At 69.2% G+C, this 25,384-nt stretch carries 23 protein-coding genes; 14 read left to right on the forward strand and 9 right to left on the reverse strand.

What is annotated here, in order from left to right:
• Position 1: 1 nt before the first annotated feature.
• A complete protein-coding gene (gene purT, locus P0W64_RS15930) occupies positions 2 to 1,873 on the reverse strand; it encodes a formate-dependent phosphoribosylglycinamide formyltransferase (RefSeq protein WP_275481134.1) in 1,872 nt (623 codons plus the stop codon).
• 141 nt (positions 1,874 to 2,014) lie between these two features.
• Here purT and P0W64_RS15935 point away from each other — a divergent pair, with 141 nt between their 5' ends.
• The 6 genes from P0W64_RS15935 to P0W64_RS15960 all read left to right on the forward strand — a co-directional run bounded on the left by P0W64_RS15935 (position 2,015) and on the right by P0W64_RS15960 (position 8,482).
• The gene (locus P0W64_RS15935) at positions 2,015 to 3,406 is read left to right on the forward strand and encodes a sugar porter family MFS transporter (RefSeq protein ID WP_275481135.1); all 1,392 of its coding nucleotides are present in this window, start codon (positions 2,015 to 2,017) and stop codon (positions 3,404 to 3,406) included.
• The gene (locus P0W64_RS15940; protein WP_275481136.1) at positions 3,406 to 4,356 is read left to right on the forward strand and encodes a PfkB family carbohydrate kinase; all 951 of its coding nucleotides are present in this window, start codon (positions 3,406 to 3,408) and stop codon (positions 4,354 to 4,356) included. The genes P0W64_RS15935 and P0W64_RS15940 overlap by 1 nt, the downstream gene beginning before the upstream one ends.
• A 274-nt stretch (positions 4,357 to 4,630) precedes the next feature.
• The gene (locus tag P0W64_RS15945) at positions 4,631 to 5,668 is read left to right on the forward strand and encodes an NAD(P)-dependent oxidoreductase (protein WP_275481137.1); all 1,038 of its coding nucleotides are present in this window, start codon (positions 4,631 to 4,633) and stop codon (positions 5,666 to 5,668) included.
• Positions 5,665 to 6,705: a D-alanine--(R)-lactate ligase gene (gene vanA / locus P0W64_RS15950; RefSeq protein WP_275481138.1), complete on the forward strand. Its 1,041-nt coding sequence runs from the start codon at positions 5,665 to 5,667 to the stop codon at positions 6,703 to 6,705. Before P0W64_RS15945 ends, vanA begins: the two co-directional genes overlap by 4 nt.
• Entirely contained in the window at positions 6,702 to 7,334 is a 633-nt protein-coding gene (gene vanX, locus P0W64_RS15955) for a D-Ala-D-Ala dipeptidase VanX (protein WP_275481139.1), read from the forward strand. Before vanA ends, vanX begins: the two co-directional genes overlap by 4 nt.
• Complete coding sequence (locus P0W64_RS15960; RefSeq protein ID WP_275481140.1) at positions 7,331 to 8,482, forward strand: UDP-N-acetylglucosamine--N-acetylmuramyl-(pentapeptide) pyrophosphoryl-undecaprenol N-acetylglucosamine transferase; 1,152 nt, start codon at positions 7,331 to 7,333, stop codon at positions 8,480 to 8,482. The genes vanX and P0W64_RS15960 overlap by 4 nt, the downstream gene beginning before the upstream one ends.
• On the opposite strand, the gene P0W64_RS15965 is transcribed toward P0W64_RS15960, so the two are convergent.
• Genes P0W64_RS15965 through P0W64_RS15975 form a run of 3 tightly spaced genes read right to left on the reverse strand, consistent with a single transcriptional unit; the run spans position 8,415 to position 11,547 of the window.
• Complete coding sequence (locus P0W64_RS15965) at positions 8,415 to 9,539, reverse strand: HAMP domain-containing sensor histidine kinase (RefSeq protein ID WP_275481141.1); 1,125 nt, start codon at positions 9,537 to 9,539, stop codon at positions 8,415 to 8,417. The two genes, P0W64_RS15960 and P0W64_RS15965, sit on opposite strands and share 68 nt — an antisense overlap.
• Positions 9,532 to 10,212, reverse strand: coding sequence for a response regulator transcription factor (locus tag P0W64_RS15970; RefSeq protein WP_275481142.1), 681 nt, complete (start codon positions 10,210 to 10,212; stop codon positions 9,532 to 9,534). The genes P0W64_RS15965 and P0W64_RS15970 overlap by 8 nt, the downstream gene beginning before the upstream one ends.
• A 48-nt stretch (positions 10,213 to 10,260) precedes the next feature.
• Positions 10,261 to 11,547, reverse strand: a complete 1,287-nt coding sequence (locus P0W64_RS15975; RefSeq protein ID WP_275481143.1) for an adenylosuccinate synthase — start codon at positions 11,545 to 11,547, stop codon at positions 10,261 to 10,263.
• A 73-nt stretch (positions 11,548 to 11,620) separates the two neighbouring features.
• Between P0W64_RS15975 and P0W64_RS15980 the strand changes: the two genes are divergently transcribed.
• Together P0W64_RS15980 and P0W64_RS15985 are read left to right on the forward strand one after the other, a co-directional pair.
• A complete protein-coding gene (locus tag P0W64_RS15980; RefSeq protein WP_275481144.1) occupies positions 11,621 to 12,256 on the forward strand; it encodes a hypothetical protein in 636 nt (211 codons plus the stop codon).
• A gap of 111 nt (positions 12,257 to 12,367) precedes the next feature.
• Entirely contained in the window at positions 12,368 to 13,258 is an 891-nt protein-coding gene (locus P0W64_RS15985; protein WP_275481145.1) for a serine hydrolase, read from the forward strand.
• A gap of 2 nt (positions 13,259 to 13,260) precedes the next feature.
• Here the strand turns inward: P0W64_RS15985 and P0W64_RS15990 are convergent, their stop codons facing one another.
• Together P0W64_RS15990 and P0W64_RS15995 are read right to left on the reverse strand one after the other, a co-directional pair.
• Positions 13,261 to 14,427: an FUSC family protein gene (locus tag P0W64_RS15990; protein ID WP_275481146.1), complete on the reverse strand. Its 1,167-nt coding sequence runs from the start codon at positions 14,425 to 14,427 to the stop codon at positions 13,261 to 13,263.
• The gene (locus P0W64_RS15995; RefSeq protein ID WP_275481147.1) at positions 14,387 to 14,806 is read right to left on the reverse strand and encodes a DUF3151 domain-containing protein; all 420 of its coding nucleotides are present in this window, start codon (positions 14,804 to 14,806) and stop codon (positions 14,387 to 14,389) included. The genes P0W64_RS15990 and P0W64_RS15995 overlap by 41 nt, the downstream gene beginning before the upstream one ends.
• 156 nt (positions 14,807 to 14,962) lie before the next feature.
• Here P0W64_RS15995 and P0W64_RS16000 point away from each other — a divergent pair, with 156 nt between their 5' ends.
• Positions 14,963 to 17,161: a hypothetical protein gene (locus P0W64_RS16000; protein ID WP_275481148.1), complete on the forward strand. Its 2,199-nt coding sequence runs from the start codon at positions 14,963 to 14,965 to the stop codon at positions 17,159 to 17,161.
• Between the two features lie 545 nt (positions 17,162 to 17,706).
• Here the strand turns inward: P0W64_RS16000 and fbaA are convergent.
• Complete coding sequence (gene fbaA, locus P0W64_RS16005) at positions 17,707 to 18,732, reverse strand: class II fructose-bisphosphate aldolase (RefSeq protein WP_275481149.1); 1,026 nt, start codon at positions 18,730 to 18,732, stop codon at positions 17,707 to 17,709.
• A gap of 153 nt (positions 18,733 to 18,885) precedes the next feature.
• Between fbaA and P0W64_RS16010 the strand changes: the two genes are divergently transcribed.
• From P0W64_RS16010 to P0W64_RS16020, 3 genes are all read left to right on the forward strand, one after another.
• The gene (locus tag P0W64_RS16010) at positions 18,886 to 20,757 is read left to right on the forward strand and encodes a Na+/H+ antiporter (protein ID WP_275481150.1); all 1,872 of its coding nucleotides are present in this window, start codon (positions 18,886 to 18,888) and stop codon (positions 20,755 to 20,757) included.
• A gap of 131 nt (positions 20,758 to 20,888) precedes the next feature.
• Positions 20,889 to 21,572: a VTT domain-containing protein gene (locus tag P0W64_RS16015; protein ID WP_275481168.1), complete on the forward strand. Its 684-nt coding sequence runs from the start codon at positions 20,889 to 20,891 to the stop codon at positions 21,570 to 21,572.
• Positions 21,573 to 21,579: 7 nt separating this feature from the next.
• Positions 21,580 to 22,215, forward strand: coding sequence for a DedA family protein (locus tag P0W64_RS16020; RefSeq protein WP_275481151.1), 636 nt, complete (start codon positions 21,580 to 21,582; stop codon positions 22,213 to 22,215).
• Positions 22,216 to 22,288: 73 nt separating this feature from the next.
• Here P0W64_RS16020 and P0W64_RS16025 read toward each other — a convergent pair whose 3' ends face one another.
• Positions 22,289 to 23,257, reverse strand: a complete 969-nt coding sequence (locus tag P0W64_RS16025; protein ID WP_275481152.1) for a cyclopropane mycolic acid synthase family methyltransferase — start codon at positions 23,255 to 23,257, stop codon at positions 22,289 to 22,291.
• Position 23,258: 1 nt separating this feature from the next.
• Positions 23,259 to 23,804, reverse strand: coding sequence for a MaoC family dehydratase N-terminal domain-containing protein (locus P0W64_RS16030; protein WP_275481153.1), 546 nt, complete (start codon positions 23,802 to 23,804; stop codon positions 23,259 to 23,261).
• Positions 23,805 to 24,000: 196 nt separating this feature from the next.
• Between P0W64_RS16030 and sigK the strand changes: the two genes are divergently transcribed.
• Together sigK and P0W64_RS16040 are read left to right on the forward strand one after the other, a co-directional pair.
• Positions 24,001 to 24,576 (forward strand): ECF RNA polymerase sigma factor SigK, encoded by a 576-nt coding sequence (sigK, locus tag P0W64_RS16035; protein ID WP_275481154.1) that lies wholly within the window; start codon positions 24,001 to 24,003, stop codon positions 24,574 to 24,576.
• Positions 24,566 to 25,321, forward strand: a complete 756-nt coding sequence (locus tag P0W64_RS16040) for an anti-sigma factor (protein WP_275481155.1) — start codon at positions 24,566 to 24,568, stop codon at positions 25,319 to 25,321. The genes sigK and P0W64_RS16040 overlap by 11 nt, the downstream gene beginning before the upstream one ends.
• Positions 25,322 to 25,384 lie beyond the last annotated feature (63 nt).

A 25,384-nucleotide genomic window follows, 5' to 3' on the forward strand; every position in this document is an offset into this window, starting at 1 on the left:
CTCACTGCTCGCGGGTCGGGCGCCGCGGCGCCATGCCCAGAGTTGTCGGCGGGTTGTTCTCCGCCGGAATCTCCGGCTCCGCAGGCGGGTTCATCGGCGGGCGGGGCGCCGGCTGCAGCTGGACCGGGCGCGCGGGATGAGTCGATGACGTGTCCACCGCGATGCCCGCCAGCCCCTGCCCGGGTGTGCGCGGAGACCGCTCGCCGCCCGGTTGCTCCGACCCCTGCGGTCCCTCCCCGCCGCGAGGCCCACGCCCGCCCTGGGGCACGGGCCCGGCCGGCCGGCCGGAGCCCTGCGGTCCGGAGCCCTGCGGCCCCGGCCCCTGCGGTCCGGCACCCGACGGAGGCCGCCCGGGGCGCCCCGGGCCGCGCGGCGGTACCGGCGGGCGGCCCTGCGCCGGCCCAGGAGGGGGTCCCTGCGGCGGGACGGACGGGATCGGACGGCCCGGTGCCGTCGGGCCGTGTGCGTGCTCCGGCGCACCACCCGGCTGCCCGACGGGCCCCGGCAGACCCCCGCGCGTGACCGGGCGCTGCGGAGGCAGCGGCATGGCGCGCGTAGCGGGGTCCTCGTCGCGGGTCTGGACCGGAACCGCGGTGGTCTCGGCCTCCTCGGGTGCAGCGACGGGCGCGGACGAGTCGACGACGCGCACGCGGGACGCGGCCTCCACGGCGTTACGCCGTGCGACCTCGATCGTGTCGGCTGTCGCGACGGCCACTCCCAACCTGCGGCGCGCGTAGCCCTCGGGCTTCCCGAACAGACGGAGTTCGCTCTCGGGCACCGCCATCGCATCGGCGACGCCGTCGAACGCCACGGACGAGCTGTTCCCCGTTCCGTAGACGACAGCGGATGCGGCCGGCGACATGAGCGACGTGTCGACGGGCAGACCGAGGACGGCGCGGGCATGAAGCTCGAACTCGGAGAGGCGCTGCGAGCCGAGGGTCACCAGACCCGTGTCGTGCGGCCGCGGCGAGACCTCGGAGAAGTAGACGTCGTCGCCCTTCACGAACAACTCGACGCCGAACACTCCGCGCCCACCGGTACCACCGTCGCCCAGCGCGGTCACGATGCGGCCCGCCACGGACGTGGCAGCGTCATAGGCGTTCTGGCTCATGGGCTGCGGCTGCCAGGACTCCACGTAGTCGCCGCCCTCCTGGCGGTGGCCGATGGGCTCGCAGAACTTGGTCACGACGCGGCCGACCTGTGCGTCGTACACACGGACGGTGAGCAGAGTGATCTCGTAGTCGAAGTCGACGAAGCCCTCGACGATCACGCGGTCGCCCGGCACGCGCGCGCCGTTCACCGCGGTATCCCACGCGGCCGCCAGATCGGCAGGGCCGCGCACCACCGTCTGGCCCTTGCCGGAGCTGGAGACGACGGGCTTGACCACACACGGGAAACCGACCTCCCGGGCACCGGCGGCGAGCTCCTGGGCGTCGGACGCGAACCGGTAAGGCGAGCACGGCAGACCGAGTTCCTCGGACGCGAGCTTGCGGATGCCCTCGCGGTCCATCGTCAGCCGCACGGCCCGGGCGGTGGGGATCACCTCGGCGACGCCGTCGGCCTCGACGCCTGCCAGCGCATCGGTGGCGATCGCCTCGATCTCGGGGATGACGAGGTCGGGCTTCTCCTCATCGATGACCGCGCGGATCGCGGCGGGATCGGTCAGGTCGATCACGTGGCTGCGGTGGGCGACCTGCATCGCGGGGGCGTTCTCGTAGCGGTCGACGGCGATCGTCTCCACGCCGAGGCGCTGGAACGCGATCACCACCTCCTTGCCGAGTTCCCCCGCCCCGAGCAGCAGCACCCGCGTCGCGCCCGGCGTCAGCGCCGTCCCGATCCGAGGCCGCCCGATACCGCTCGCGAGGTTCGTCATGCACACCATCATCGCAAACTTCACGCCGATACCCGGCCGAGCCTCACTCCGGGCGTGGGATGCGATGCCCGATCGCTTGGGGTTGCGATCGTTCCACCGGAAACCCTGAGCGGGCACCCGGGGCCGGAATACCGTTGCCGCATGAAGGCTCTCGTGATCCGTAGCGCCGTCGTCGCGTCCGTCGGCGGGCTCGTGTTCGGCTTCGATACGGCGGTCATCTCCGGTGCCGAGAAACAGATCCAGGAGCAGTTCGGGCTCAGCGATGCGGCCCTCGGCTTCGTCGTGACCACGGCGCTGATCGGCACCATCGTCGGGGCGCTGTCCGCCGGCACACCCGCGGACAGGTACGGCCGCAAGAAGGTGCTGTACGTGGTCGGAGCGCTGTACGTGATCGGAGCGCTGGGTTCGGCGTTCGCGCCGAACCCGGCGCTACTCATGCTGTTCCGGTTCCTCGGCGGCCTCGGCGTGGGCGCGTCCAGCGTGTGCGCGCCGATCTACACCGCCGAGGTCGCGCCGCCTGCACAGCGCGGCAAGCTGGTGGGGCTCGTACAGTTCAACATCGTTCTCGGCATCCTCGTGGCGTACGCGTCGAACGCGATCATCCGGGCTGTCGCCGACGGTGACCATGCCTGGCGCTGGATGCTGGGCGTGATGGTCGTACCGTCGGCGATCTTCCTTCTCCTGCTCACGACGGTCCCCGAGACGCCGCGCTGGCTCGCCGCGAACGGCCGCTGGGAGAAGGCCGCGCGGACCTCCGAGCGCCTGTGCGCCACGCGCCCGGAATCGGATGCGCAGCTCGCGGAGATCCGTGACTCGCTCGCGGCGGCCGCGAACGCGCCCAGCGTGCCCTTCTTCACGCGACGCCACATGCGGGTGATCCTGCTTGCGGTCGCGATAGCGTTCTTCAACCAGATGTCCGGGATCAACGCGATCCTCTACTACGCGCCGCGGGTGATGCAGGACGCCGGCGCGTCCGATAACGCGGCGTATCTGATGTCGATAGCGGTGGGCGCCATGAACCTGATCGCGACGATGGCCGCGCTGAGCGTCATCGACCGCCTGGGGCGGCGGCGCCTCATGCTCGTCGGATCGATCGGCTATCTCGTCTCGCTCGGCTTCCTCACGGCCGTCATGTTCTACTACGAGAATGCGGCGGGCGGCTTCACGTCGACGTCGTCCGTGCTGGTCCTCGCCGGGCTGATGGTGTTCATCGCGGCGCACGCGTTCGGACAGGGCGCCGTGATCTGGGTGTTCATCTCCGAGATCTTCCCCAACCGCATCCGCGGGCGCGGGCAATCGCTCGGTAGCCTGACACACTGGGTATTCGCGGCGATCACGACGTTCGCGTTCCCGCCGATCATCGGCGCGCTCGGCGGGGGCGTCGCGTTCCTCATCTTCTTCGTCGCGATGATCGGCCAGCTGTTCTGGGTGCTGCGGGTCATGCCGGAGACCAAGGGCGTGCCGCTCGAGGAGATGGAGGAGAAGTTGGGTCTCGTGGAATCGGGTACGACGCGACTGGCGAAGGGGGCCTGATGCCGGGCCGCACGCTGTGCCTCGGGGAGGCTCTGATCGACGCCGTGATGCGGCCCGGGAGGCCCGTGGAAGAGCACGTCGGAGGCAGCCTGTTCAACGTCGCGTGTGGGCTCGCCGCGCTGGGCGACCCGGCGTCGATCCTGTCCTGGTGGGGCCGCGACCAGCGGGGCGCGCGGATCGCGGCGAGCGCGGAGCGGGCGGGACTCGAGGTCGTGCCGGGCACCGACGGTGCCCCGCGTACCCCGCTCGCACGCGCGCACGTCGACGAGGAGGGCCGCGCCGTATACGACTTCGATCTCACGTGGGAGGTGCCGCCCGCCGGCGGGCTGGAGCGGTACAACCACCTGCACACGGGCAGCTTCGCGGCGACCCTCGCGCCCGGCGCCGACGGTGTGCTCGACATCGTCCAGCGCATCCGAGACCACGCGACGGTGTCCTACGACCCCAACATCCGGCCCGCCCTGATGGGGACGCCCGAGACCGTGCGGTCGCGGATCGAGCAGATCGTCGGGCTCGCGGACCTGGTGAAGGCCAGTGACGAGGACCTGACCTGGCTGTATCCCGACGAGCCGGTCGAGAACGTGATGCGGCGTTGGCTCGCATCCGGGCCGGCGATGGTCGTGGTCACCCGCGGGCCGTGGGGCGCCTATGCGCTGTTGTCCGGGAATCGGGACATGCTGCACGTGGACCAGCTGACCGTCGAGGTGGGCGATACCGTCGGGGCGGGGGACTCGTTCATGGCAGGGCTAGTGTCCGGGCTGCTGGACACCGGCTACCTGGGATCGCGACACGCGGGGCGCCGGCTGAGCGCCACGACGTGGACCGACGTGCAGCCGGCCCTGCACCGGGCCGTGATCACGTCGGCACTCACCGTGAGCCGCGACGGCGCCTACGCGCCCACGATGGCCGAGGTCCGCGACGTCCGCGCGAAAGACCCCACCTTCCGCTGACGACAAGCACACTCGAGGCGTGGAGCTCACGTCGATCACCCCGAACGGGCCCGGCTGGACCCGGCTCACGCCCCCGACGTCGACGACGCCCTGCGCTTCTACCCGGAGGTGTTCGGCTGGTCGGTCCGGCGCGGTGCTGGGGCTGTACCGAGACGCCTAGCCGGTCGGCCGGCGCTCTGCACGGCCGCCCGACCGAGCGGGGGTTCGGCGTGTATCGCGCGTGTATGCGGAATCGCATACACGCCGACAACAGCGTTCGGCCTTGACTGTGGCCATGACCGAGAACGAATCATTGCGCACCGCGACGTCATCTGCTCCGGCGCCGACCGCGGTCGAATCACGCTCACGTGCGTCGACCGGTGTCACGATCTTCGGCTGCGGCGACGACGAGGCGGCGGTGCTGCGCAGAGTGGCGCACCACCACGGGCTCCGGCTCACCGTCACCGACGAGGTGCTGTCCGAAAGGAATGCGTTGCTGGCCTTCGGAAATCGATGCGTCAGCGTAGGCCACAAGGCGCCGGTCCCGAACCCCGCTCTGCTCGCCCTGAGCCGCATCGGTGTGCGGTACGTCTCGACGCGCAGCGTGGGACTCGATCACATCGACGTGGAGTACGCGGCGAGTGTGGGCGTGACCGTCGGCAACGTCGTCTACTCCCCCGGCAGCGTCGCGGACTACACGCTGATGCTCGTACTGATGTCGCTGCGGGACGCGAAATCCGTTGTCCGCCGGACGGATGCCCACGACTACCGGCTGGGCGACGTGCACGGACGCGAACTGCGCGACCTCACGGTCGGCGTCATCGGGACGGGTCGTACCGGATCGGCGGTCGTCGACAGGCTCGCCGGATTCGGCTGCCGGGTGATGACCTTCGACGCCCGAGGCGCGACAGCGCGGCCGACGGACGGGCTCGACGGGCTGCTCCGACAGGCCGACGTCGTCACGCTTCACATTCCGCTCAGCACGAAGACCCGTCATCTGCTCGATCGTCACCGCATCTCCCGGATGAAGAGGGGCTCGATCATCGTCAATACCGCTCGAGGTGGGCTCGTCGACACGGAGGCGATGGTCGCGGCCCTCGACAGCGGCCACCTGGGCGGGGTCGCCCTCGACGTGATCGAAGGGGAGGACGGGATCTTCTACGCGGATTGCAGCGGACGCCCGGTGCGCAACCCCGCGCTGCTACGGCTGCAGGAGGCACCCAACGCGATCATCAGCCCGCACAGGGCCTACTTCACCGATCGCGCGCTCCACGACATCGCCGAGAAGAGCCTCCTCGATTGCCTGGAGTTCGAGGGACGGAGGCCCGCATGACACGCCTACGGGTGGGCATCCTCTTCGGCGGGTCGTCCGAGGAACATCCGGTGTCGGTGAAATCCGCGCGCGAGGTCGCGCGGAACCTCGATGCCGAGAGGTACGAGCCCGTCTGGATCGGCATCACGCGGTCGGGCGAATGGCGCCTCTGCGCAGGCCCGGACGGCGACTGGGACGACGACGCGAGCTCCCCCGCTGTGCTGTCGCCCGACCGGCGCACACGGGGCCTGCTCGTGCAGGCGGGCGACCGATCCCACGTGATCGAGCTCGACGTCGTACTGCCGGTCCTGCACGGTCGGCTCGGCGAGGACGGCGCCGTGCAGGGGCTGTTGGAACTGGCGGGAATCCCCTACGCCGGGTGCGATATCCAGAGCTCGGCGGTGTGCATGGACAAGTCCCTCGCATACGCCGTCGCGCGCGGCGCCGGCATCTCGACGCCCCGATTCCGCACGCTGTTCCGGGACGAGCGCCCCGAAACCGCGGGGCTCACGTTCCCCGTCTTCGTCAAGCCCGCCCGCTCGGGCTCGTCCTTCGGAGTCACCAAGGTGACCTGCGAGGGGGATATGGCCGAGGCCGTCGAGGCGGCGCGGCGATACGACCCGAAGGTGCTGATCGAGGAGGCCGTCATCGGAAGCGAGGTCGGCTGCGCGATACTGGGCGACCACCGCGGTCTGATCACCGGCGAGGTGGATCGTATCGCTTTGTCGCACGGGTTCTTTCGAATCCATCAGGAGGACCACCCCGAGACGGGCTCGGAGAACTCGACGCCCGTCGTACCCGCCGATATCCCGGCCCGGTCTCGCGCACTCGTCCAGGAGACGGCACGTGCGGTGTTCGCCGCCATGGGCTGCAGGGGGCTGGCGCGCGTGGACATGTTCCTCACGACGGACGGGTGCGTCGTGCTGAACGAGGTCAACACCCTTCCGGGGCTCACCTCGTACAGTCGCTATCCGCGCATGATGGCCGCGGCCGGCCTGCCCCTCGCCGACGTGCTGGATCGGGTCATCCTCCTGGCGGTATCGGGAGGGGCGCGGTGAACACGGAGTTCATATTCGTCGACGAGCACCTCCCGGGAGTCCGTTGGGACTCCAAGTACGCCACGTGGGACAACTTCACCGGCACTCCGGTCGACGGATACCTGGTGAATCGCATAGTCGGGACGCGGGCTCTGTGCCGCGGTCTGCGGTCGGCTCGGCACCGCGCCGCCGCAAGCGGATTCGGCCTGCTGCTGTGGGACGGCTACCGGCCCCAGTGCGCCGTCGACCGGTTCATGAGCTGGTCTCGCGAACCGGAGGATGGACGCACGAAAAGCCGGCACTACCCCAACATCGACCGGTCCGAGATGTTCGATCGCGGCTACGTAGCGGCCAGATCGGGCCATAGCCGCGGCAGCACAGTGGATCTCACTCTGTATCACCTCGATACGGGCGAACTCGCCGATATGGGCGGCGGCCACGACCTGATGGATCCGATCTCACATCACGGTGCCGACGGGATCACGCCGCTCGCGGCCGAGAATCGCGCCCACCTGCGCTCCATCATGGACGAGACCGGATTCGACTGCTACACAACCGAATGGTGGCACTACACGCTGCGCGACGAGCCCTTCCCGGACGTGTATTTCGACTTCCCCATCGCCGTCGGCGCCGTCTGCCGGGCAGCATGACCGGCACCGCCCCGCGCGGATCCGCACCCCGCATCGTGGTCGCCGGCGGGCACTCGGCCGGGCACATCGAACCCGCGATGAACCTTGCCGACGCAGTGCGGCGCGTGGTTCCGTCGGCCCGGATCACCGCGCTCGGAACGGTGCGCGGGCTGGATACCCGGCTGATCCCCGAGCGCGGCTACCCGCTGGAGCTCATCCCACCGGCCCCGATGCCGCGGACCCTCGGGCCCGGTCTGTGGACCGCGCCTGCCAGGCTGTGCGCCGCAGTGCGGGCGGCGGGCGCCGTGCTCGATCGGGTCGGGGCGGAGATCGTCGTGGGATTCGGCGGATACGTCGCGCTGCCGGCGTATCTCGCCGCCAGGCCTCGGCGCCTGCCGATCGTCGTCCACGAGGCGAACGCTCGCGCGGGCTGGGCGAACCGGATCGGCGCCGGGCTCACGGACAACGTATTCACGGCGGGGCCGGATGTGCGGCTGATCCATGCCAGAGCCGTCGGCATCCCCCTCCGCGCGACGGTCGCCGCGCTCGACCGCACGGCGCTTCGGCGCGACGCCAGACGGCACTTCGGCCTGAGCCCCGACGCCCCGGTGCTCCTGGCGACCGGCGGCTCCCAGGGCGCCGAGACCATCAACGCCGCCGTATCCGGAGCGGCTGCTGCGCTGCGCTCCGCCGGCATCCAGGTCCTGCATGTGACCGGCCCCGGTCGAACGGTCCGGCTGCCCGAGGGGGACTCCGCGTACGTATCGGTCCCGTATCTGGACGAGATGCGTTGGGGCTACGCGGCAGCCGACTTCGCGATATGCCGTTCCGGCGCCATGACGTGCGCCGAACTCGCAGCCGTCGGACTCCCGAGCGCGTACGTACCGCTACCGCTGCGTGGCGCCGAGCAACGCCTGAACGCTGCGCCGGTCGTCGCTGCCGGTGGCGGGATCCTCATCGACGACGCGGACCTGAGTCCCGAGAAGATCGTCACCGACCTGATCCCGCTGCTCACAGCCCCGGCACGGATCGCGATGATGTCGGCCCGCGCGGCCACGGCGGGCGCTGCCGATGCGGGTGAGGTGCTGGCCGAAGAGGTGCTCAGGACGGTCGCCGCCCGGCGGGCAGGCGCACCGAGACGTGCAGGCCGCCGCCGTCACCGGGCGTGAGCGACAGGGTCCCGTCGTGCGTGCGGACGATGCGGTCGACTATGGCGAGCCCGAGGCCTGCGCCGGCCTGGTCGCCGGCTATCCGGCCGGTGCCACGCTGGAACGGCTCGGTCAAGGTCACGACGAGCCGGGGGTCGAGAATCGGCCCCGTGTTCTCCACCGTGAGCACCGCATCCGTGCCGTCGGGCCGGACGTCGACGCGGACGCTGCCCGCCTCCGGTCGGTTGTGGACGATCGCGTTGTGTACGAGGTTGATCGTCAACTGCAGCACCAGGGTTGGGGATCCGACCGCAGGTGTGACGCCGCCGGAGGTGTCGATCGTCAGGCCGCGGTGCTCGGCGAGCGGAAGTAGCGTCTCGACGGCCTCCTCGACGATCAGGGACAGATCCAGCTCCTCCCGGGTGATCGACAACCGCTCGGCCCGCCCGAGCAGCAGCAGCGCCTCGGTCAGCTCGATCGCGCGGGTGTTCACAAGGAACAGACGCTCGATCAGTTCCCGGCTGTCGTGCGGTGGATCGCTGCGCGCGACGTCGAGGAGCGTCTTCGTGATCGCGAGTGGCGTGCGAAGTTCGTGGGATGCGTTGGCCGCGAACCTTTCCTGCTCGGCGACGTGGGCTTCCAAGCGCGCCAGCATGGCGTCGAAGGAGTCGGCGAGCTCGCGGAACTCGTCGTTACGTCCGTCCATCTCGATGCGGTGGGCGAGCGATCCGTCCATGACCAGCCTGGTCGCCCGCCTGATCCGCACCAGGGGTGCGAGCATCCTGCCTGCCAGGATCCATCCGCCGACGAGACCGAAGAGCAACAGAAGAACCAGCGCCCACAACGCCTTCGGAACGAATGCAGCCTGCAGGTCCGAACGTGTCGGGATGAACGGCGGAGGAGCGGCCGGCCAGGTACCTTGCTGCCGCGCGACGTTGGGGACTGCGATCACCTCCGGGACGTAACGCAGCAGGAAGACCCACACCACGGCCAGCAGGAGGGTGCCGGCGAGCATGAGGAAGCCCGCGTAACTCAGGGTGAGTCTGAGTCGGACGCTTAGTCCGGGCGCCCTAGCCACGACCCGCACCTGGAACGGCGTCGATGCGGTATCCGACGCCGGGCACCGTCGCGACCACCCACGGCTCGCCGAGGCGCTTGCGGAGCGCGGAGACCGTGATCCGCACGGCGTTCGTGAACGGGTCGGCGTTCGCGTCCCACGCACGCTCCAGCAGTTCCTCCGCGCTGATCACTCCCCCTTCCGCATCGACGAGGACCTCTAGCACCGCGAACTGCTTCCTGGTCAGCGGGATGTATCGGCCTTCCCGGTAGACCTCCCGGCGGAACGGATCAAGGCGTAGGCCGGCGATCTCGCGCACGGGTGGGCGGCTGTGCGCGCGCCTCCGGTCCAGCGCACGCAACCGCAGCACCAGTTCGCGGAGTTCGAAGGGTTTGGTCAGGTAGTCGTCCGCGCCCAGCTCGAACCCCGACGCCTTGTCGTCGAGCCGATCGGCGGCCGTCAGCATGAGGATCGGAGTGCCCGCCCCCGAGGCGACGATGCTCGCGGCGACCTCGTCCCCCGACGGGCCGGGTATGTCGCGATCCAGGATCGCGATGTCATAAGCGTTGACGCTCAACAGCTCGAGCGCTGCGTCCCCGTCGCCCGCGATGTCCGCAGCGATGGCCTCCAGCCGTAACCCGGCACGGACGGCATCCGCCAAGTACGGCTCGTCCTCGACGATCAAGACACGCATGTGTCCCATGCTATGAGCGCCCGCATATCGCCGGCGTATCGAAAGCGGCTAGACGATCTCGCGGCGCACGATCGTCTGCTCGCGGCCGGGCCCGACGCCGATGCAGGAGATGTGGGCGCCGGAGAGCTCCTCCAGCCGCAGCACGTAGTCCTGTGCGTTCTTCGGCAGATCGTCGAACGTGCGGCAGTGCGATATGTCCTCCCACCAGCCGGGCATGGTCTCGTAGACCGGGGTGGCGTGGTGCAGCTCGGACTGCGTCATCGGCATGTCGTCGTAGCGCACGCCGTCGATCTCGTAGGCGACGCAGATGGGAACGTTCTCCATCGAGCTCAGCACGTCGAGCTTGGTCAGGAAGTAGTCGGTGATGCCGTTGACGCGAGTCGCGTAGCGCGCGATCACGGCGTCGAACCAACCGCACCGGCGCGCGCGGCCGGTCGTGACACCCACCTCGCCGCCGGTCTTGGCGAGGTACTCGCCCCACTCGTCGTGCAGTTCCGTCGGGAACGGGCCGGAGCCGACCCGCGTGGTGTACGCCTTGAGGATGCCGAGCACCGTCGTGATCCGGGTGGGCCCGATGCCGGACCCGACCGCCGCGCCGCCAGACGTCGGATTCGACGATGTCACAAAGGGATACGTGCCGTGGTCCACGTCCAGCAGGGTGCCCTGCGAGCCCTCCAGCAGCACGGTCTCCCCGCGCTCCAGCGCCCTGTTCAGCTCGAGGCGGGTGTCTGCGATCCGGTGCTTGAAGCGGTCTGCGAGCTCCATGGTCTCGTCGACCACCTGCTGCGCGTCGAGCGCCTTGCGGTTGTAGATCTTGGACAGCACCTGGTTCTTGAACTCGAGCGCGGCCTCGACCTTCTGGGCCAACATCTTCTCGTCGAGAACGTCCGCGGCACGCACGCCGACGCGCGCGATCTTGTCCTGGTAGCACGGTCCGATGCCCCGCCCCGTGGTGCCGATCTTCTTGTTGCCGAGGAAGCGCTCGGTGACCTTGTCGATCGCCACGTGGTAGGGCATCAGCAGATGCGCGTCGGCCGAGATGAGCAAGCCGGATGTGTCGACGTCGCGCTCCTCCAAGCCGTCCAGTTCGTCGAGCAGCACCGACGGGTCGACGACGACGCCGTTACCGATGACGTTCTTCACGCCGGGAGTGAGGATTCCCGAGGGGATCAGATGGAGCGCGAACTTGTCGCCGTTGGGCAGGACCACGGTGTGACCAGCGTTGTTGCCGCCCTGATAGCGGACAACCCACTGAAGCTTCTCACCGAGCAGGTCGGTCGCCTTACCCTTACCTTCATCTCCCCATTGGGCACCGATCAGCACGATCGCAGGCACGAGACGATCTCCTTCCGGCCCGGTAGCCACCTCGGATACGCTCGGACCGTACCGCAACCTTACAGTAGGGCTGATGAGCGCCGTGACCGACAGCACCATCGTGGTGCGCGCCCCGGATATCCCGATACCCGGGCCGCTGAGTGAGCTGAAGACCATCACCGTCGACCTGGAGTCCGTCAAACCGGACCTCAAGTCCAAGCTCACCTACCCGAAGCGGGTCGTCGTCGCCGGTCCGGACGTGCTGCTGGCGGGCGTGCTCGCGCGCCTCATGGCCGCCGAGCGGCTCGACGTCGAGGTGGGCTTCGTCCCCGTCGACGGCTCGCGTGCCGCGGCCGTCTACGTCCCCGGGGACCCGCTGACGGGGACTCCGCGCTCCGTCCCGCTGATCCGCGACGACCGCGGCGCCGTGCTGGTCGGCCAGGCCAAGATCACCGGGCCCGACGGCGGCCCGATCACCGGTGAGACGTTCGTCGATTCCGAGAAGCTGTTCACCGGTAAGGCCAAAGCCGTGCTCGTACAGACCACGGGCGAGGAGCCGGGCGTGCGGGCGCGAGTGAAGGAGCCCCTGAAACGACGGTGGCTGTCCGGCCGTGCCGCGCAGACCGGCGGTCTCGAGCTCGTGGTCACGCGGGACGGCAGGACCGACCCCGCCGTCCTGACCCGGGCCACGTTCTACCGTCACACCGACGACTGGATTCTCATCTCCTGACGCCGCGTCGTCTCTGCCCCGCCCGCCGCGCGGGCGCGGATCGGTAACGATCCGCTGGGAGTACACGACGCACCACTAGTCACATCAGACGCATTGCTTTACTTTCGTAACATGCGCCCCGCTTCGCCCGTTTCTGTCCGCACCACGACGGTGCGTCGATTGGTCATCGCTTCGGCCGCCGGGCTGGCCCTCGCCGGCACCGTCGGCGGCGTCACGGAGGCGGCACCCGCCCGGCCCGCACCAGGCGCACTCGCGGCCGCGGTGGGTCGCGCCGAGGCGGTCGCGCGGAAGGAGGGCGTCGACGCATCGATCACGGTCCTGGACCGCACCACCGGCGCGAGCGCCCGCAGCGCCGATGCGGGCAGACAGTACATGACTGCCTCGCTGGTCAAGGTGATGATCGCCGACGACATCCTCACCCGTCGGGAACAGGGCAGGGTCTTCCTCGGCAGCTCGGACATGGCGTCGCTGAAGCTGATGGTCACGCGCTCCGACGATCTCGCCGCCGACCTGTTCTGGCAGCGCGGCGGCGGGGAGGCGATCGTCGAGCGCATCGCCGCGCGGTACGGCCTGCGCAACACACGACCGAACGGGCGCTGGGACCTCACGCTCACCACCACACCCGACCTGGTATCGCTGTACAACCAGATCGTCTCCGGCCGCCGCACGTCGCCCAAGGTGCGCGACTTCCTGGTCGGTGCGATGCGTGGCTTCCAGCCGACCGGGACCGACGGCGAGAATCAGACGTTCGGCCTGCCCCAGACACTGAGCCGCGAGAAGACGGCGGGGTTCAAACAGGGGTGGATGCCCATGGCCGACGGTACGTGGGTGCACAATACGACCGCCATCGTCGGGCCGGGGAACCGCTACATCGTGGCGGTCATGGCCGTGCAGCCCGCGCCGAAGGGCGAGGCGCCGACGGTCGCCTCCCTGAACCGTGTCACCGACGCGATGTTCCCCACCGGGCGCATCGGGGCGGCGCGGGTCGTGCCGAAACAGTGACCTCAGGCACCGTCACGGCCGCGGCGGCGGCCGAGGTCGCGGAACACCGCGAGTGCTGACGTGCGCTGGAGCCCGGCCACCTGCAGCAGATCGACGATGGCGGAGCGCAACTGCGCGTAGATCACGGTCTCCGAGAGCCCCGGTCCGGGTTCGACGGCGGCCACGCGGCGCGCGGCCGAACGCAGCGTGCGCGCGGCATCGGCCTGGTCCGGGTGCTCGCCGGGATCGGCGAGCACCATCTCCCGTAGTGTGCGGAACGAGCCGCCCAGCTCACGGATCTGTTCGATGACCTCCGGCGAGACCTGTTCGCCGTCCTGATGAGCGGCCGCCGCCCGACGCGCCATGACGCGCACGTTGCGGACCGCGTTGTCGAGCGGCTCGGCGATAGCGGCCAGGCGTTCCATCCGGGCTCGCGCGCTCCAGAACACCGGCGAGACCTTCGCGATCTCGACACCGCCGGCGAGGTCGGTGCGCAGCTGGTCCAGATCGGGCTGCGTTGCGCGGGCGGATTCGAGAGCCCAGTCCAGCCTGCTCCGGTCGTTGTTCTGCAGCCCGTCCGCGACCGCCTGGACCACTCGGCGCAGGGTGTCGAGCACTTTAGCCGCGTCGCGGCGCGGCCGCCGCACGGGATGGTTGGGGATCAGGGCCGCGACGGTCACGCCGACCAGCCCGCCGATCGCGGCGTCGATCATCCGGTACACCCCGCCCGTGCTCCCGGGCGGCAGCAGGGTCGCGACCAGCACCGCCGACGAGGCCGCCTGCATCGGCACCAGTGGCCCGCGGTCGACGAGCACCGCCGCCCCCATGGCCAACGCGACGACCAGCACGATCTGCCACACACCCGTGCCGATCAGCTGGATCAGCAGGTCTGCGATCCCGATGCCCAGCGTGACGCCGCCCACGAGTTCCAACGAGCGCCGCAGGCGCTGGTTCAGCGACAGGCCGAGCGAGATGACCGCGGCTATAGGCGCGAAGAACGGGGTGACGTGGCGGATCACGTCGTGAGCGATGTACCAGGCGAGCCCCGCCGCAAGGGAGCATTGGACTATCGGCAGCAACGACCCGTACAGGCGCCGAGTACGGCTCTGTACTGCCTGGGGCAGCGCGTTGTGGCGCGCCCGGATCCGGCTACTGGCCGAGTCCGAGTGCGCCCGCAGCCTCGGGATCACAATCGTTCAGAAGGTCCAGGCAGCGGAGGTACTCGTCCTCCTCGCCGATCGACTTGGCGGCGCGCGCCAGGGCGGCGACGGCCCGGAGGAAGCCTCGGTTGTTCTCGTGGCTGTAGGGCACCGGGCCGAAGCCCTTCCAGCCCTGTCGGCGCAGCTGATCCAGTCCCCGGTGATAGCCCGTGCGCGCGTACGCGTATGCGGCAACGCTCTCCCCGTCCTCCAACGCAGCCTCCGCCAGATAGGCCCAGGCCAGCGACGACGTCGGGAAGTCGGCGGCGACCTCCGCCGCCGGACGCCTGCTCAGCAACTGTTCTTCCGGCTCCTCGTCGATGTCGAGCAGAACCGGCGGTGGACCGAGCAGATCTCCGAACGACGTCATGACGCCAGTCTGTCATGGACGTCGCCCGCTACTCTGTCTTTGTCCGCTCCCGGCCGCGCGCCGGGACGATACGTCGACAACTACGACCGGAGAGGTGGGCGGGACTCGATGTCGCCAGATTCCGACGGGAACCCCTTGGTGCGAGGGCTACGCAGATTGCGCAAGCGATCGGCGAATGCCCCGGTCTGGAACTCGCTGGACGCAGAGGAACACGTCGAGCCCAAGCCGCCGGTGGGACCGGCCGCCGAGCCGCCCAGCGCGCCGGTCGCGGCGTCGCCGGAGGAACCGGAGACGGAGAGCGTCGAGGTCGCGGAGCCCGTGGAGGCCTCCGCCGAGCCCGCTGACGCACCCGAGAGCGCCGACGACGTCGCGTCCGAGGATGACGCCACCGCGTCGGAGGGCGACGGCACCGCCGGAGACACCGACGACGCGGATTCGCACGAGTCGAACTCCAGCCCGACGGCCGCAGTCGCGGCGGCGGGGGGTGCTACGGCGGTCGCGGGCACCGCAGCGGCAGAGGGGCGGTCCGAGGACACCGAGCCAGAGGGCGACGAGCCAGAGGACGACGACCCTCAGGCGAGCAGCGAGGACACCGAGTCCACCGAGGACGCCGCCGACGCCGAGAGCGACACCGACACCGCGGGCAAGGCCGACTCCGAGACCGACGTCGACTCCGACACCGACGGGGACGTCGGCTCCGGGCAGTCCGAGCCCGCGGCCCACGACGAGGAGACCGCGGACGAAGCCTCGTCGCCGAGCGAAGCGGAGACGAAGACGATCCCGGCATCCGCGGCTGCTACTGCGGCGGCAGACAACGAGCCGGACGAGACCGAAGGCGACGCCGCCGACGAGGAGTCCTCGGACGCGACACCCGAGGCCGAGGCGGGTGCCGGCGACCAGTCCGCCGAGCCCGTGAGCGACGGCGCCGCATCGCCCAGCGAGGCGGAGACCACGTCGATACCGGTTGCCGGCATCGCTGCCGCCGCGGGCGCCGCGGGCGCCGCCACCGCAGCGGGGATCGCAGCAGAGAAGAAGGGCGACTCGGACGGCGCCGACTCCGAAGGCACTGCCGAGCCGGAGACGGCCGCGGATGACGACGCCGTCGAGCCGACCGAAGTCGAGCCCAAGACACCCGCGGCCGAGCCCCCGCCGGCGGAAGCCACCGATACCGGACCCGAGAACACTTCGCCGAGCGAGGCAGAGACGAAGGCGATCCCGGTAGCCGAGGCGGCGAAGGACGGGGCCGCGGAGAAAGACGAGACCGCCGAGAAGCACACGGCCCCCGAGGCCGAGACCGAAGAGGTCCAGACCGAAGACGCTGAGACCGAGCAGGGGCAGGACCAGTCGAAGCCCAACCGGTTCTCGGCACCGTCTGAGGCGAAGACCGTCACGATCAGCAAGTCGGACCTCCCTGCGCAGGACGCGCCGGAGGAGCCCTCGCCCGATAAGGCCGCACCCGAGGGCGGCGAGGGAAGCACGGACGGCAAGAACGGTAGGGCGGGCACCGCAGCCGGGGCCGCAGGTGCGGCCGCACTCGCGGGGGTCGCGGCGGCCGGCGCGCTGGGCAAGGACTCGACGAAGAAGACGGACGAAGCCGACCGGGCCGACGAGACCGGCGCGGCCAAGGCCGACACCGAGGCACCCGAGGCTCCCGAGGCTCCCGAGGCTCCCGAAGCGCACGAAACAGCTGAGGCCGAGGCACCGTCGGCGGGCGGCGCCGGCACGGACGCGGAGCCCGCCACCGGCCCGCTGCGCACGGTGGGCCCGGTCGCCAAGGCACCGCCTGCACCGTCGGATGCGGGCACGCCTGCGACGGATACTCCCCCACCCGCACCGCAACGGGCGCCCGGACCGGTGCACTTCCCCCCGGCCGCACCGGCTCCGGAGAAGCGCGGTCCGTCGCAGCGGACACTGTGGATCATCGCGGCGGCGGCGATCGTGCTCGTGCTGGTCGTGATCGGTTTGATCTTCGTGAACCGGAGCAGCGGATCGAACGACCCACGCCAGGGCGTCGCGCAGGCGACCTCGTCGTTCGTGAATGCACTCGACCGCGGCGATCTCAAAGCGCTCCAGACCCAGACGTGCGGCGAGCTCGAGAGTTACTACCACAACATGTCGGACGACCAGTGGGACAAGGTGTTCGCCGACGCGAAGGGCCGTGGGCTCGTCCCGCAGATCGACGGCTTCCAGGCGATCCGTGTGGACGGGGACCGCGCCGAAGCCCAGGCGATGGTCCACTACCCGGGCCAGGAGCAGCAGAAGGTGCAGCGGACGTTCTCTCTGCAGAAGGGTGACGACGGCGGCTGGAAGGTGTGCTCACCCGGCCAGAAGCCGGCTGGCCCAGGCACGCGATGAGCGACCGCAGACCCGATCCCGGCCACGCCCGGATGCGCCGCGGAGCGGCCGCGCCGCATCCGGAAGTCGCTTCGCCGCAACGGGATCCGTCTGCATCCTCAACGATCGGGCCGGCACCCGCGGCCCAGCGGCGGCACACTCCCCCATCACCGCCCGCGCTGGCGTATTCCGCGGTCCCGCAGCCGCCGGTCCGGCCACTGTTCCCGAAACCGCCTGCCCCGCAGCCGCCGCAACCCGCCCGCCGACCACAGGCACAGCGGCCGCCGACCGTGCAGCCGCGCCCCGCGGGCGATCCTTACGGCCGGGAGCCGGGCCCTCGCAGCCAGCTTCCGCCTCGCGCCGTCGCGAGCGCGCCGCCGGCGGTGCACCACCAGAGACCGCACCTCACCACCATGGAGTGGGTGGCGGCCGCGGTCATCGCGGCACTCGTGCTCGCGGTGATCGTCGGGCTCGCGATGCGCTGACCGGCATCCGCCCCTCGGGGACCGCCGGAGTACGTGGGGACCGCTCCATCGGCATCTGCCCCACGTACTCCGGAGATGGATCTAGGCCGAGACCGACCGCCCCGCCGACTCGAGGTCGTTGCACGCCTCGACTACGCGCTCACTCATCGACTGCTCCGCCTTCTTCAGGTACGAGCGGGGGTCGTAGACCTTCTTGTTACCGACCTCGCCATCGATCTTCAGGACCCCGTCGTAGTCGGCGAACATGTGACCGGCGATGGGCCGGGTGAACGCGTACTGCGTGTCGGTATCGACGTTCATCTTGACGACGCCGTAGCTGAGGGATTCCTCGATCTCGCTCTTGAGCGAGCCCGAACCACCGTGGAACACGAAATCGAAGGGCTTGCTGCCCTCGGCCAGGCCCAGCTTCTCCGAGGCGACCACCTGGCCGTCGCGCAGCACGGACGGGCGCAGCTTGACGTTGCCCGGCTTGTACACGCCGTGGACGTTGCCGAACGTCGCCGCGAGCAGATAGCCCTCCGCGCCGAGCGCGTCGACGGTGCGAGCGAAGTCGTCGTCGGAGGTGAACAGCTTGTCGTTGATCTCGTTCTCGACGCCGTCCTCCTCACCGCCGACCACGCCGATCTCGATCTCGAGGATGATGTTCGCGGCCTTGGCCTTGGCGAGCAGTTCCTGCGCGATCTCCAGGTTCTCCGCCAGCGGCACCGCGCTGCCGTCCCACATGTGGGACTGGAACAGCGGGTCCCTGCCTGCCTCGACCCGCTCCTGCGAGATCGCGAGCAGCGGCCGGACGTAGGCGTCCAGCTTGTCCTTGGGGCAGTGGTCGGTGTGCAGGGCGACGGTCACGTCGTACTTCGCCGCGACCACGTGCGCGAACTCGGCGAGTGCGACCGCACCGGTGACCATGTCTTTCACGCCCAGGCCTGAGCCGAATTCCGCGCCGCCCGTGGAGAACTGGATGATGCCGTCGCTGCCCGCCTCCGCGAAGCCCTTGATCGCGGCGTTGATCGTCTCGCTCGACGTGCAGTTGATGGCGGGGAATGCGAAGCCGTGGGTCTTGGCGCGGCTCAGCATCTCCCGGTAGGCCTCGGGTGTTGCGATAGGCATTCGGTCCTCCTGGATCGGATTGCGGTTCCGCAGCAAAGTATGTCAATCCGCCGAGGTGCGCACCACGAACGGGGTTCCGCGACCCGATTCGCACACCGACCCGAACGAGGCGCCGATACCGGCCGACGCCCGACGTTTGCGACACTGATCCCTATGGAGGTCGCCGCCTGGATCGTGGTGCTGGTGTCGGTGGTGCTGGTGGTGAGCGCGCTGTCGGACCGGGTCGGTATCGCGGCGCCCCTACCGCTCACCGTCGTCGGCATCGTCGCCTCGTTCGTCCCGCACATCCCGGACGTCCCGCTCGATCCCGACGTGGTCCTATTGGGCCTGCTGCCGCCGCTGCTGTATGCGACCGCGTTCCGCGCATCGCTCGTCGACTTCAAGGCCAACCTGCGGCCGATCGGGCTGCTATCGGTGGGGCTGGTGCTGTTCTCGGCAGCCGCCGTGGGCGTCGTGACGAGCGCTCTGCTGCACATCCCGTTCGCCGCCGGTCTCGCACTCGGCGCCGTCGTCGGCCCACCCGACGCAGTCGCTGCGACCGCCGTGGGCCGCCGGATCGGTCTCCCCCGCCGTGTCACGACGCTGTTGGAGGGCGAGTCCCTGTTCAACGACGCCACGTCGATCGTGCTGCTGCGTACCGCGATCGCGGCGATCTCGGGGGCCGTCGGCGTGTGGCAGGTGGCGGGCTCGTTCGCGCTGAGCGCCCTGGGCGGTATCGCCATCGGCGTGCTCGCCGCCACGCTGCTGCGCTTCGTCAGCCGCCGGGTGACCGACCCCAGCGTCAGCACTGGGCTGTCGCTGGTCAGCCCTTGGATCGCATATCTGCCGGCGGAGCACATCCACGCCTCGGGCGTCGTCGCCGTCGTCATCACGGGCCTGCTCGTCGGCTTCAAGGCGCCGGTCGACCAGACCGCGCTGGGCCGCATGGCGTCGCGGATCAACTGGAACACCATCCAGTTCCTGTTGGAGAACGCGGTGTTCCTGCTGATCGGCTTGCAGATGCGGCGGCTCATCGAGGACGCCGGCCGCTCGTCGCTGGGATGGGGCACGATCCTGTTGACGTGCGGCGCGGTGTTGGCGACGACGATGATCGCGCGGATCGTATGGTGCGCACCGTCGGCGTTGGTGTCGATCCGCGTCGATGACACGACGGGGCGCCTGTCCGCCCGCGAATTCGCCGTGCTCGCGTGGGCCGGCATGCGCGGCGTCGTGACGCTCGCGATCGCGTTCATCCTCCCCGAGAGCGTGCCCCACCGGGAGGTGCTCGTGCTCGCGGCGATGACGGTGGTGGCGGGCAGCCTGCTGGTGCAGGGCTCGACACTGCCGGCGCTCGCCCGGCTGCTGAAGCTGCGCGGTCCGAATGCGCGCACCGATGCACTGCAGCAGGCCGTCGTCATGCGCTCGGCCGTCGCAGCGGGACTCGATGCGCTCGACCAGATGGAGAAGAGCCCGGAGTGCACCATCGATCCGACGGTGCTCGACGGCCTCCGGGAACGCGCGCAGGCACGCGAGAGGTGGAACTGGGAGCGGCTCGGGGCCGAGTCGAAGGACACCCCCGTGGCACAGCTCCGCCGTGCCCGGCTGCAGATGCTCCAGGCCGAACGCGCCGAGGTGCTACGCCTGCGCAACACCGGCCAGGGCGACCACGAGGTGCTGCAGCAGGTGCTGTTCAGTCTCGACGTCGAGGAGGCCACGTTGATGAACGCGCAGACGCGCAGCGAACGCGTGGCGGTCGCCGAGCTACTCACACCCCCGCGAGTGTCCAACGAGTGCGATCACCTGCGGGTGACCGACGAGTTCTCCGACCCCGCGCCGCTGTCGCAGACCTGCGAGGAGTGCGTCGCCGAAGGCCTCGACCCGGTTGCGCTGCGACTGTGCCTGAGCTGCGGACACGTGGGATGCTGCGATTCTTCGCAAGGGAAGCACGCGACCGCGCATTACGTCGAGACCAACCACGCGGTGATCCGCAGTATCCAGCCCGGGGAGTCGTGGCGATGGTGCTACATCGACGAGGTTCTCAAGTAGCGTTCCGGACGAATCGGACCTGCGCACTCAGGTCGAACTCAGACTCACCCCGGTAGTCTTACGTGGTGTTCGCAGCCCAGGTACATGACCTAGCCATCCACGCCTCGACGACTCTCGCATCGTCGCCGAGCGTGCAGCAGGCCTCCGCCCTCGGTGGGCTCCTGGACCCCGTCACAGTGCTCAACAAGTTCGGCGCATGGGTCCTCGCCGGCCTGCTGTTGGTGGTGTTCGTCGAGTCCGGCGTCCTGTTCCCGATCCTGCCCGGCGACTCTCTGCTCTTCACGGCCGGCCTGGTCTTCTCCGCCGGCGCCGCGTCGGACATCGGCTACACCGGCGCGCACAACTCGTGGCTGCTCCCCGCGACGCTGATCCTCGTGCCGATAGCCGCGATCCTGGGCGCGCAGGTCGGATACCTCGTGGGACGGTTCGGCGGCTCCAAACTGTTCACGCCCGAGGCCCGGATCCTCAAGAAGAAGTACCTCGACGAGTCGCACGCGTTCTTCGAGAAGTACGGCCCGGTCACGATCTGTCTCGCACGCTTCGTCCCGATCGTCCGGACGTTCGCCCCGCTCGTCGCGGGTGCGGCCAGGATGAGGTACGCGACCTTCACGCTGTGGAACGTCATCGGATCGATCGCGTGGGGTGTCGGCGTCACTGTCCTCGGAGTGTTCCTCGGCAAGATCAAGTTCGTCCGAGACAATATCGATGCGATCTTCATCATCATCGTTCTCGTCTCCGTCGTCCCCATCGCCTGGGAGGCTCTCAAGCGCGTCCGCAACTCGCGGCGCGTGGGTACCGACACGCCCCAGGGATAGCCCTGACGTGACAGGGCTGCTCGAAAGCGCCGGGCCGGTCGTCATCTGGCTCGTCGTCGCCGGTTTCGTGTTCGCGGAGTGCGCGTTCATCATCGGCCTGTTCCTACCCGGCGATTCGCTGCTGCTGACCGCCGGGATCGCCTTGGCCGCCGCCGGTCATCAGTCGGTATCCGTGTGGGCCCTGGCGGTCGCCGCGATGCTCGCCGCCATCGCCGGCAATCACGTCGGATACGGCATCGGCGCCAAGATGGGCGACCACATGCTGGCCAAGAAGAACGGCCGATATCTCAACTCCGAGAACCTGCACCGCGTGAAACACCTGATGGACCGGCGCGGCTTCGGCGCGGTACTGGTCGCTCGATGGATCCCGTGGGTCCGGACCCTGTGCCCGATGGTCGCCGGCGCTGCGGGCATGAACAAGCGGACGTACACGATCGCATCGGTGATCGGCTCGATCTTCTGGGCGCCGTGCCTGCTGCTCGTCGGCTTCTACGCGTCGTCGGCCTTCGAACAGTACAAATGGGTGCTGGAGGTCGCACTCGCCGTCATGCTGGTGGTGCTCGTCGTGGGCACGGTCCTGGGGTTCGTGGGATACCGCCGCGAGATGGCGAAGCCCGACGAGACGGTGGACCTGGACGACTGATGCCGCCGTCCCACGTCCGGCGGTATGACGACCGTGAGCGGTCGTGTTCGCCGCAGACCCGGCCCGTACCTCGCTAACGCTGTGGGATGAATTGCGCCGCCGTAGTCGCCGCTGTCGGATCGATCTCGGGATGGCGCAGGAGCACGTTCTCGACCGAGGTGGGCTGATTGCCCTCCTCCTTGAGCAAGGTGTGTTGTCGGACGTCGATGAGCCCACGGCGGAAGGCATCCGCACATCCGGTGAGATACTTCATATACGTATCGAAGACCTGCTCCGGGTGGATCTCGAGCGCCCGCGCCTTGTTCGCCGCGAGTCCGGCTGCCCACGCGTCGAGCGTGCGTGCGTAGTGCGGTTGCAGGCTCTGGATCTCGCCCACGGTGAACCCACCCATCTCCGCGATCAGCGGAAAATACTTGGCGATCGGCAGTTCGCCGCCGGGAAAGATCTCGTTCCGGATGAACCTGAAGAACGCGAAATCCTCTTTGGTCACGCGGTCGCGCTGGCGAAACGTGTCCATGCCGAAGGTCATGATCGTATGGATCATCGCCCTGCCTCCGACGGGGAGGATATCGAAGGCCCGGTCGAAGAACTTCAGGTGACGTTCGTGGGTGAAATGCTCGAAGGCGCCGATACTCACGATCGCATCGACCGGCTGGTCGAACTCCTCCCATCCCGCCAGGTGCACCTCGGCGGTGCGCGGACCGTCGATGGCCGCCAGCTCCGACTTCACATGGCGGTACTGGTTTTTCGACAAGGTAAGCCCTATGACGTTGACATCGTGTTCGATCAGGGCACGCTTCATCGTCGCTCCCCAGCCGCACCCGACGTCGAGTAACGTCGCACCGGGTCGGAGGCCGAGCTTGCCGAGCGACAGGTCGATCTTGGCGATCTGCGCCTGCTCTAGCGTCATACCCTCGTCACGGAAGTACGCGCAGGAATACGTCCGCGTGGGATCCAGGAACAAGTCGAAGAACTCGTCGGACAGGTCGTAATGCGCCTGCACCTCTTGATAGTGGGGTGTGGAGTTCGAAGACGACGTCATGTCACCGTCCTTCCTGTGTTGCGGGCTGCGCGTCGATGCCCGAGTAGTGGTCGCTGTCCGACGGTCCGGTGCCCGCGCGCATCACCCGGTCGCTCGCGGAATCGAGCGCTACGATGTCGATCCCCTCCGGCACGCGGCGGCCGTGCACGATGCCGAGCGTTCCCACGATGTGCTGCACGCCGCGGACGTAGACGGCCGATTCGATGGACAGGACGTCCGTGTCCGCGCGATCGACGTGTGTGAGGAGCCGGGCTCCGATGCTCGTCAGATCGCCTATGCGCAGCGGCCGTACATACCGGAACCGCTGCGCGGTATGGGCGATCTGGGACAGATTGCATCCTGGAATGACCCTGCTGACGAGGACCGCCGCAGCGTCGAACATCGGCGCCGCCATGAGGGTGCCGGGCACGGGCGTATCGGCGGGCAACTCCCGCCGTGTCTGGTACGGGACGTAGGACGCCTGGATTGCTCGGCCGAAGGCACGCACTCCCTCCGAGGTGACCTCGAAACAGTCGGGATGCCACACCTCCCAGTCATCTTGCGACACTGAAAATCTCCGATCGACGCGCTCTGGTGGGGGCTGTTCTTTTTTCGTGTCGTTCGGGGGTTATTCGGTGCCGTCATCGATCCGGATGGGTGGTCGAGCCGGGGAGATCGTTTCGAGTCCGCCGCACGGGGCGCAGGCGGTCCTCGTCCCATCGCGGGGACCCACGGCGTGCCACAACCGGCGGTAGCCTCTCAGTGTGGCGGACGAATCCCCCTCTGGTGGGGAACAACTCGGTGACCTCGTGGCGCACGTCGCGCAGGGGGATCGCGATGCCTTCGCAAGGCTCTACGATGCGACCAGCCCTCGGGTATACGGCCTGGTCCTGCGGATGCTGCGCGACGAGGGTTACGCGGAGGAGACGCTGCAGGAGGTCTACCTCCAGGTGTGGCAGCGCGCCCGTGACTACCGGACCGAGATGGGTTCGGTCCTCTCCTGGATGCTCACGATCGCGCACCGGCGCACGGTGGATCGGATCCGGTCGGAGGAGGCGGCCTCGTCGCGGGAACGCCGGTATCATTCGGACCATTCGGTCTCGCCTACCGACGATGTGGTGGACTCGGTTCTGGCAGAGGAGAGTCGACGAGAGGTGGACGAGTGCCTCGACACACTCACCGCCTTCCAGCGGGAGAGTATCGAGATGTCGTACTACCGCGGCCTGACCTACCGTCAGGTGGCCGAGAACGTAGGCGCCCCGCTCCCCACTATCAAGTCACGCATTCGCGATGGCCTACGGCGCCTGCGGGCGTGTCTGGAGTCGTCTCATGACGCCTGAGGAGTCGTTCCTCGACGCCAACGTCGAGTTGTACGCGGTGGACGCTCTCGAGCCGGCCGAGGTCGCGGACTTCGAGTCCGCTCTCGGTGAGTTGAGCCCGAGCGAGCGCGCCGATGTGGATGCCCGGGTCGCTGCGACACGCGAGGCTGTCGCACGTATGACGGATGGCCGCACGATTGCACCTCGTCCGGTGATGCGGCAGCGGATCCTCCAGGCGATCGAGGCCTACGAATCGGATCCTGCGCGACATCTCACCAAGAGTCGAGCCGGCGGCCCCGGATACCTGCGCCGCAATCGCGCGCTGTTGGCCCTCGCGTCGGCCGCCGCGGTCGTCGCCCTCGTGGCCGGGATACTGGTCGGGCGCACTACAGCGCCGGAGACGACACCCGATCAAGGGGTCCAGGCCGTCGTCGCCGCACCGGACGGCACTCTCACGCGCTCTCGCATCGCCGGAACGGCGGGGTCGATGGTCGTGGTGTCGTCGAGGAGTCTGAACCGCGCGGTCGTCCTGCTCGAGTCGGCTCCGCGCCCTTCGGCCGGACACGTCTATCAGCTGTGGCTCATACCGGCAGCCGGGAAACCGCTCTCGGCGGGGTTGATGTCCGACTCGTCGGCACCGGCTCCTCTGCTGGTGGACGGACTCGCCGAGGCACATCAGATCGGCATGACCGCGGAGCCCGCCGGCGGCTCGCCGCAACCCACCGGACAGGTGCTCGCCGCCGTATCGCTGCCCGGCCGGCGATAGGTCGCATCACCGAGCCGCCGGTTCGGGGGGCCGCCGCTTGCCGCGGGATGATGGTGAGGCTAG

Source organism: Tsukamurella sp. 8F (assembly GCF_029167375.1).
Classification (GTDB): domain Bacteria; phylum Actinomycetota; class Actinomycetes; order Mycobacteriales; family Mycobacteriaceae; genus Tsukamurella.

What these genes read in the sequence shown, in the direction of transcription:
- P0W64_RS15945 (WP_275481137.1), top strand. Translation starts at nt 4,631, where the DNA reads ATGACCGAGAACGAATCATTGCGCACCGCGACGTCATCTGCTCCGGCG.
- P0W64_RS15985 (WP_275481145.1), top strand. Translation starts at nt 12,368, where the DNA reads ATGCGCCCCGCTTCGCCCGTTTCTGTCCGCACCACGACGGTGCGTCGA.
- P0W64_RS15980 (WP_275481144.1), top strand. Translation starts at nt 11,621, where the DNA reads ATGAGCGCCGTGACCGACAGCACCATCGTGGTGCGCGCCCCGGATATC.
- P0W64_RS15935 (WP_275481135.1), top strand. Translation starts at nt 2,015, where the DNA reads ATGAAGGCTCTCGTGATCCGTAGCGCCGTCGTCGCGTCCGTCGGCGGG.
- vanA (WP_275481138.1), top strand. Translation starts at nt 5,665, where the DNA reads ATGACACGCCTACGGGTGGGCATCCTCTTCGGCGGGTCGTCCGAGGAA.
- P0W64_RS15960 (WP_275481140.1), top strand. Translation starts at nt 7,331, where the DNA reads ATGACCGGCACCGCCCCGCGCGGATCCGCACCCCGCATCGTGGTCGCC.
- P0W64_RS15940 (WP_275481136.1), top strand. Translation starts at nt 3,406, where the DNA reads ATGCCGGGCCGCACGCTGTGCCTCGGGGAGGCTCTGATCGACGCCGTG.
- P0W64_RS15995 (WP_275481147.1), bottom strand. Translation starts at nt 14,806, where the DNA reads ATGACGTCGTTCGGAGATCTGCTCGGTCCACCGCCGGTTCTGCTCGAC.
- P0W64_RS16010 (WP_275481150.1), top strand. Translation starts at nt 18,886, where the DNA reads ATGGAGGTCGCCGCCTGGATCGTGGTGCTGGTGTCGGTGGTGCTGGTG.
- P0W64_RS16025 (WP_275481152.1), bottom strand. Translation starts at nt 23,257, where the DNA reads ATGACGTCGTCTTCGAACTCCACACCCCACTATCAAGAGGTGCAGGCG.
- P0W64_RS16040 (WP_275481155.1), top strand. Translation starts at nt 24,566, where the DNA reads ATGACGCCTGAGGAGTCGTTCCTCGACGCCAACGTCGAGTTGTACGCG.
- fbaA (WP_275481149.1), bottom strand. Translation starts at nt 18,732, where the DNA reads ATGCCTATCGCAACACCCGAGGCCTACCGGGAGATGCTGAGCCGCGCC.
- P0W64_RS15970 (WP_275481142.1), bottom strand. Translation starts at nt 10,212, where the DNA reads ATGCGTGTCTTGATCGTCGAGGACGAGCCGTACTTGGCGGATGCCGTC.
- purT (WP_275481134.1), bottom strand. Translation starts at nt 1,873, where the DNA reads ATGACGAACCTCGCGAGCGGTATCGGGCGGCCTCGGATCGGGACGGCG.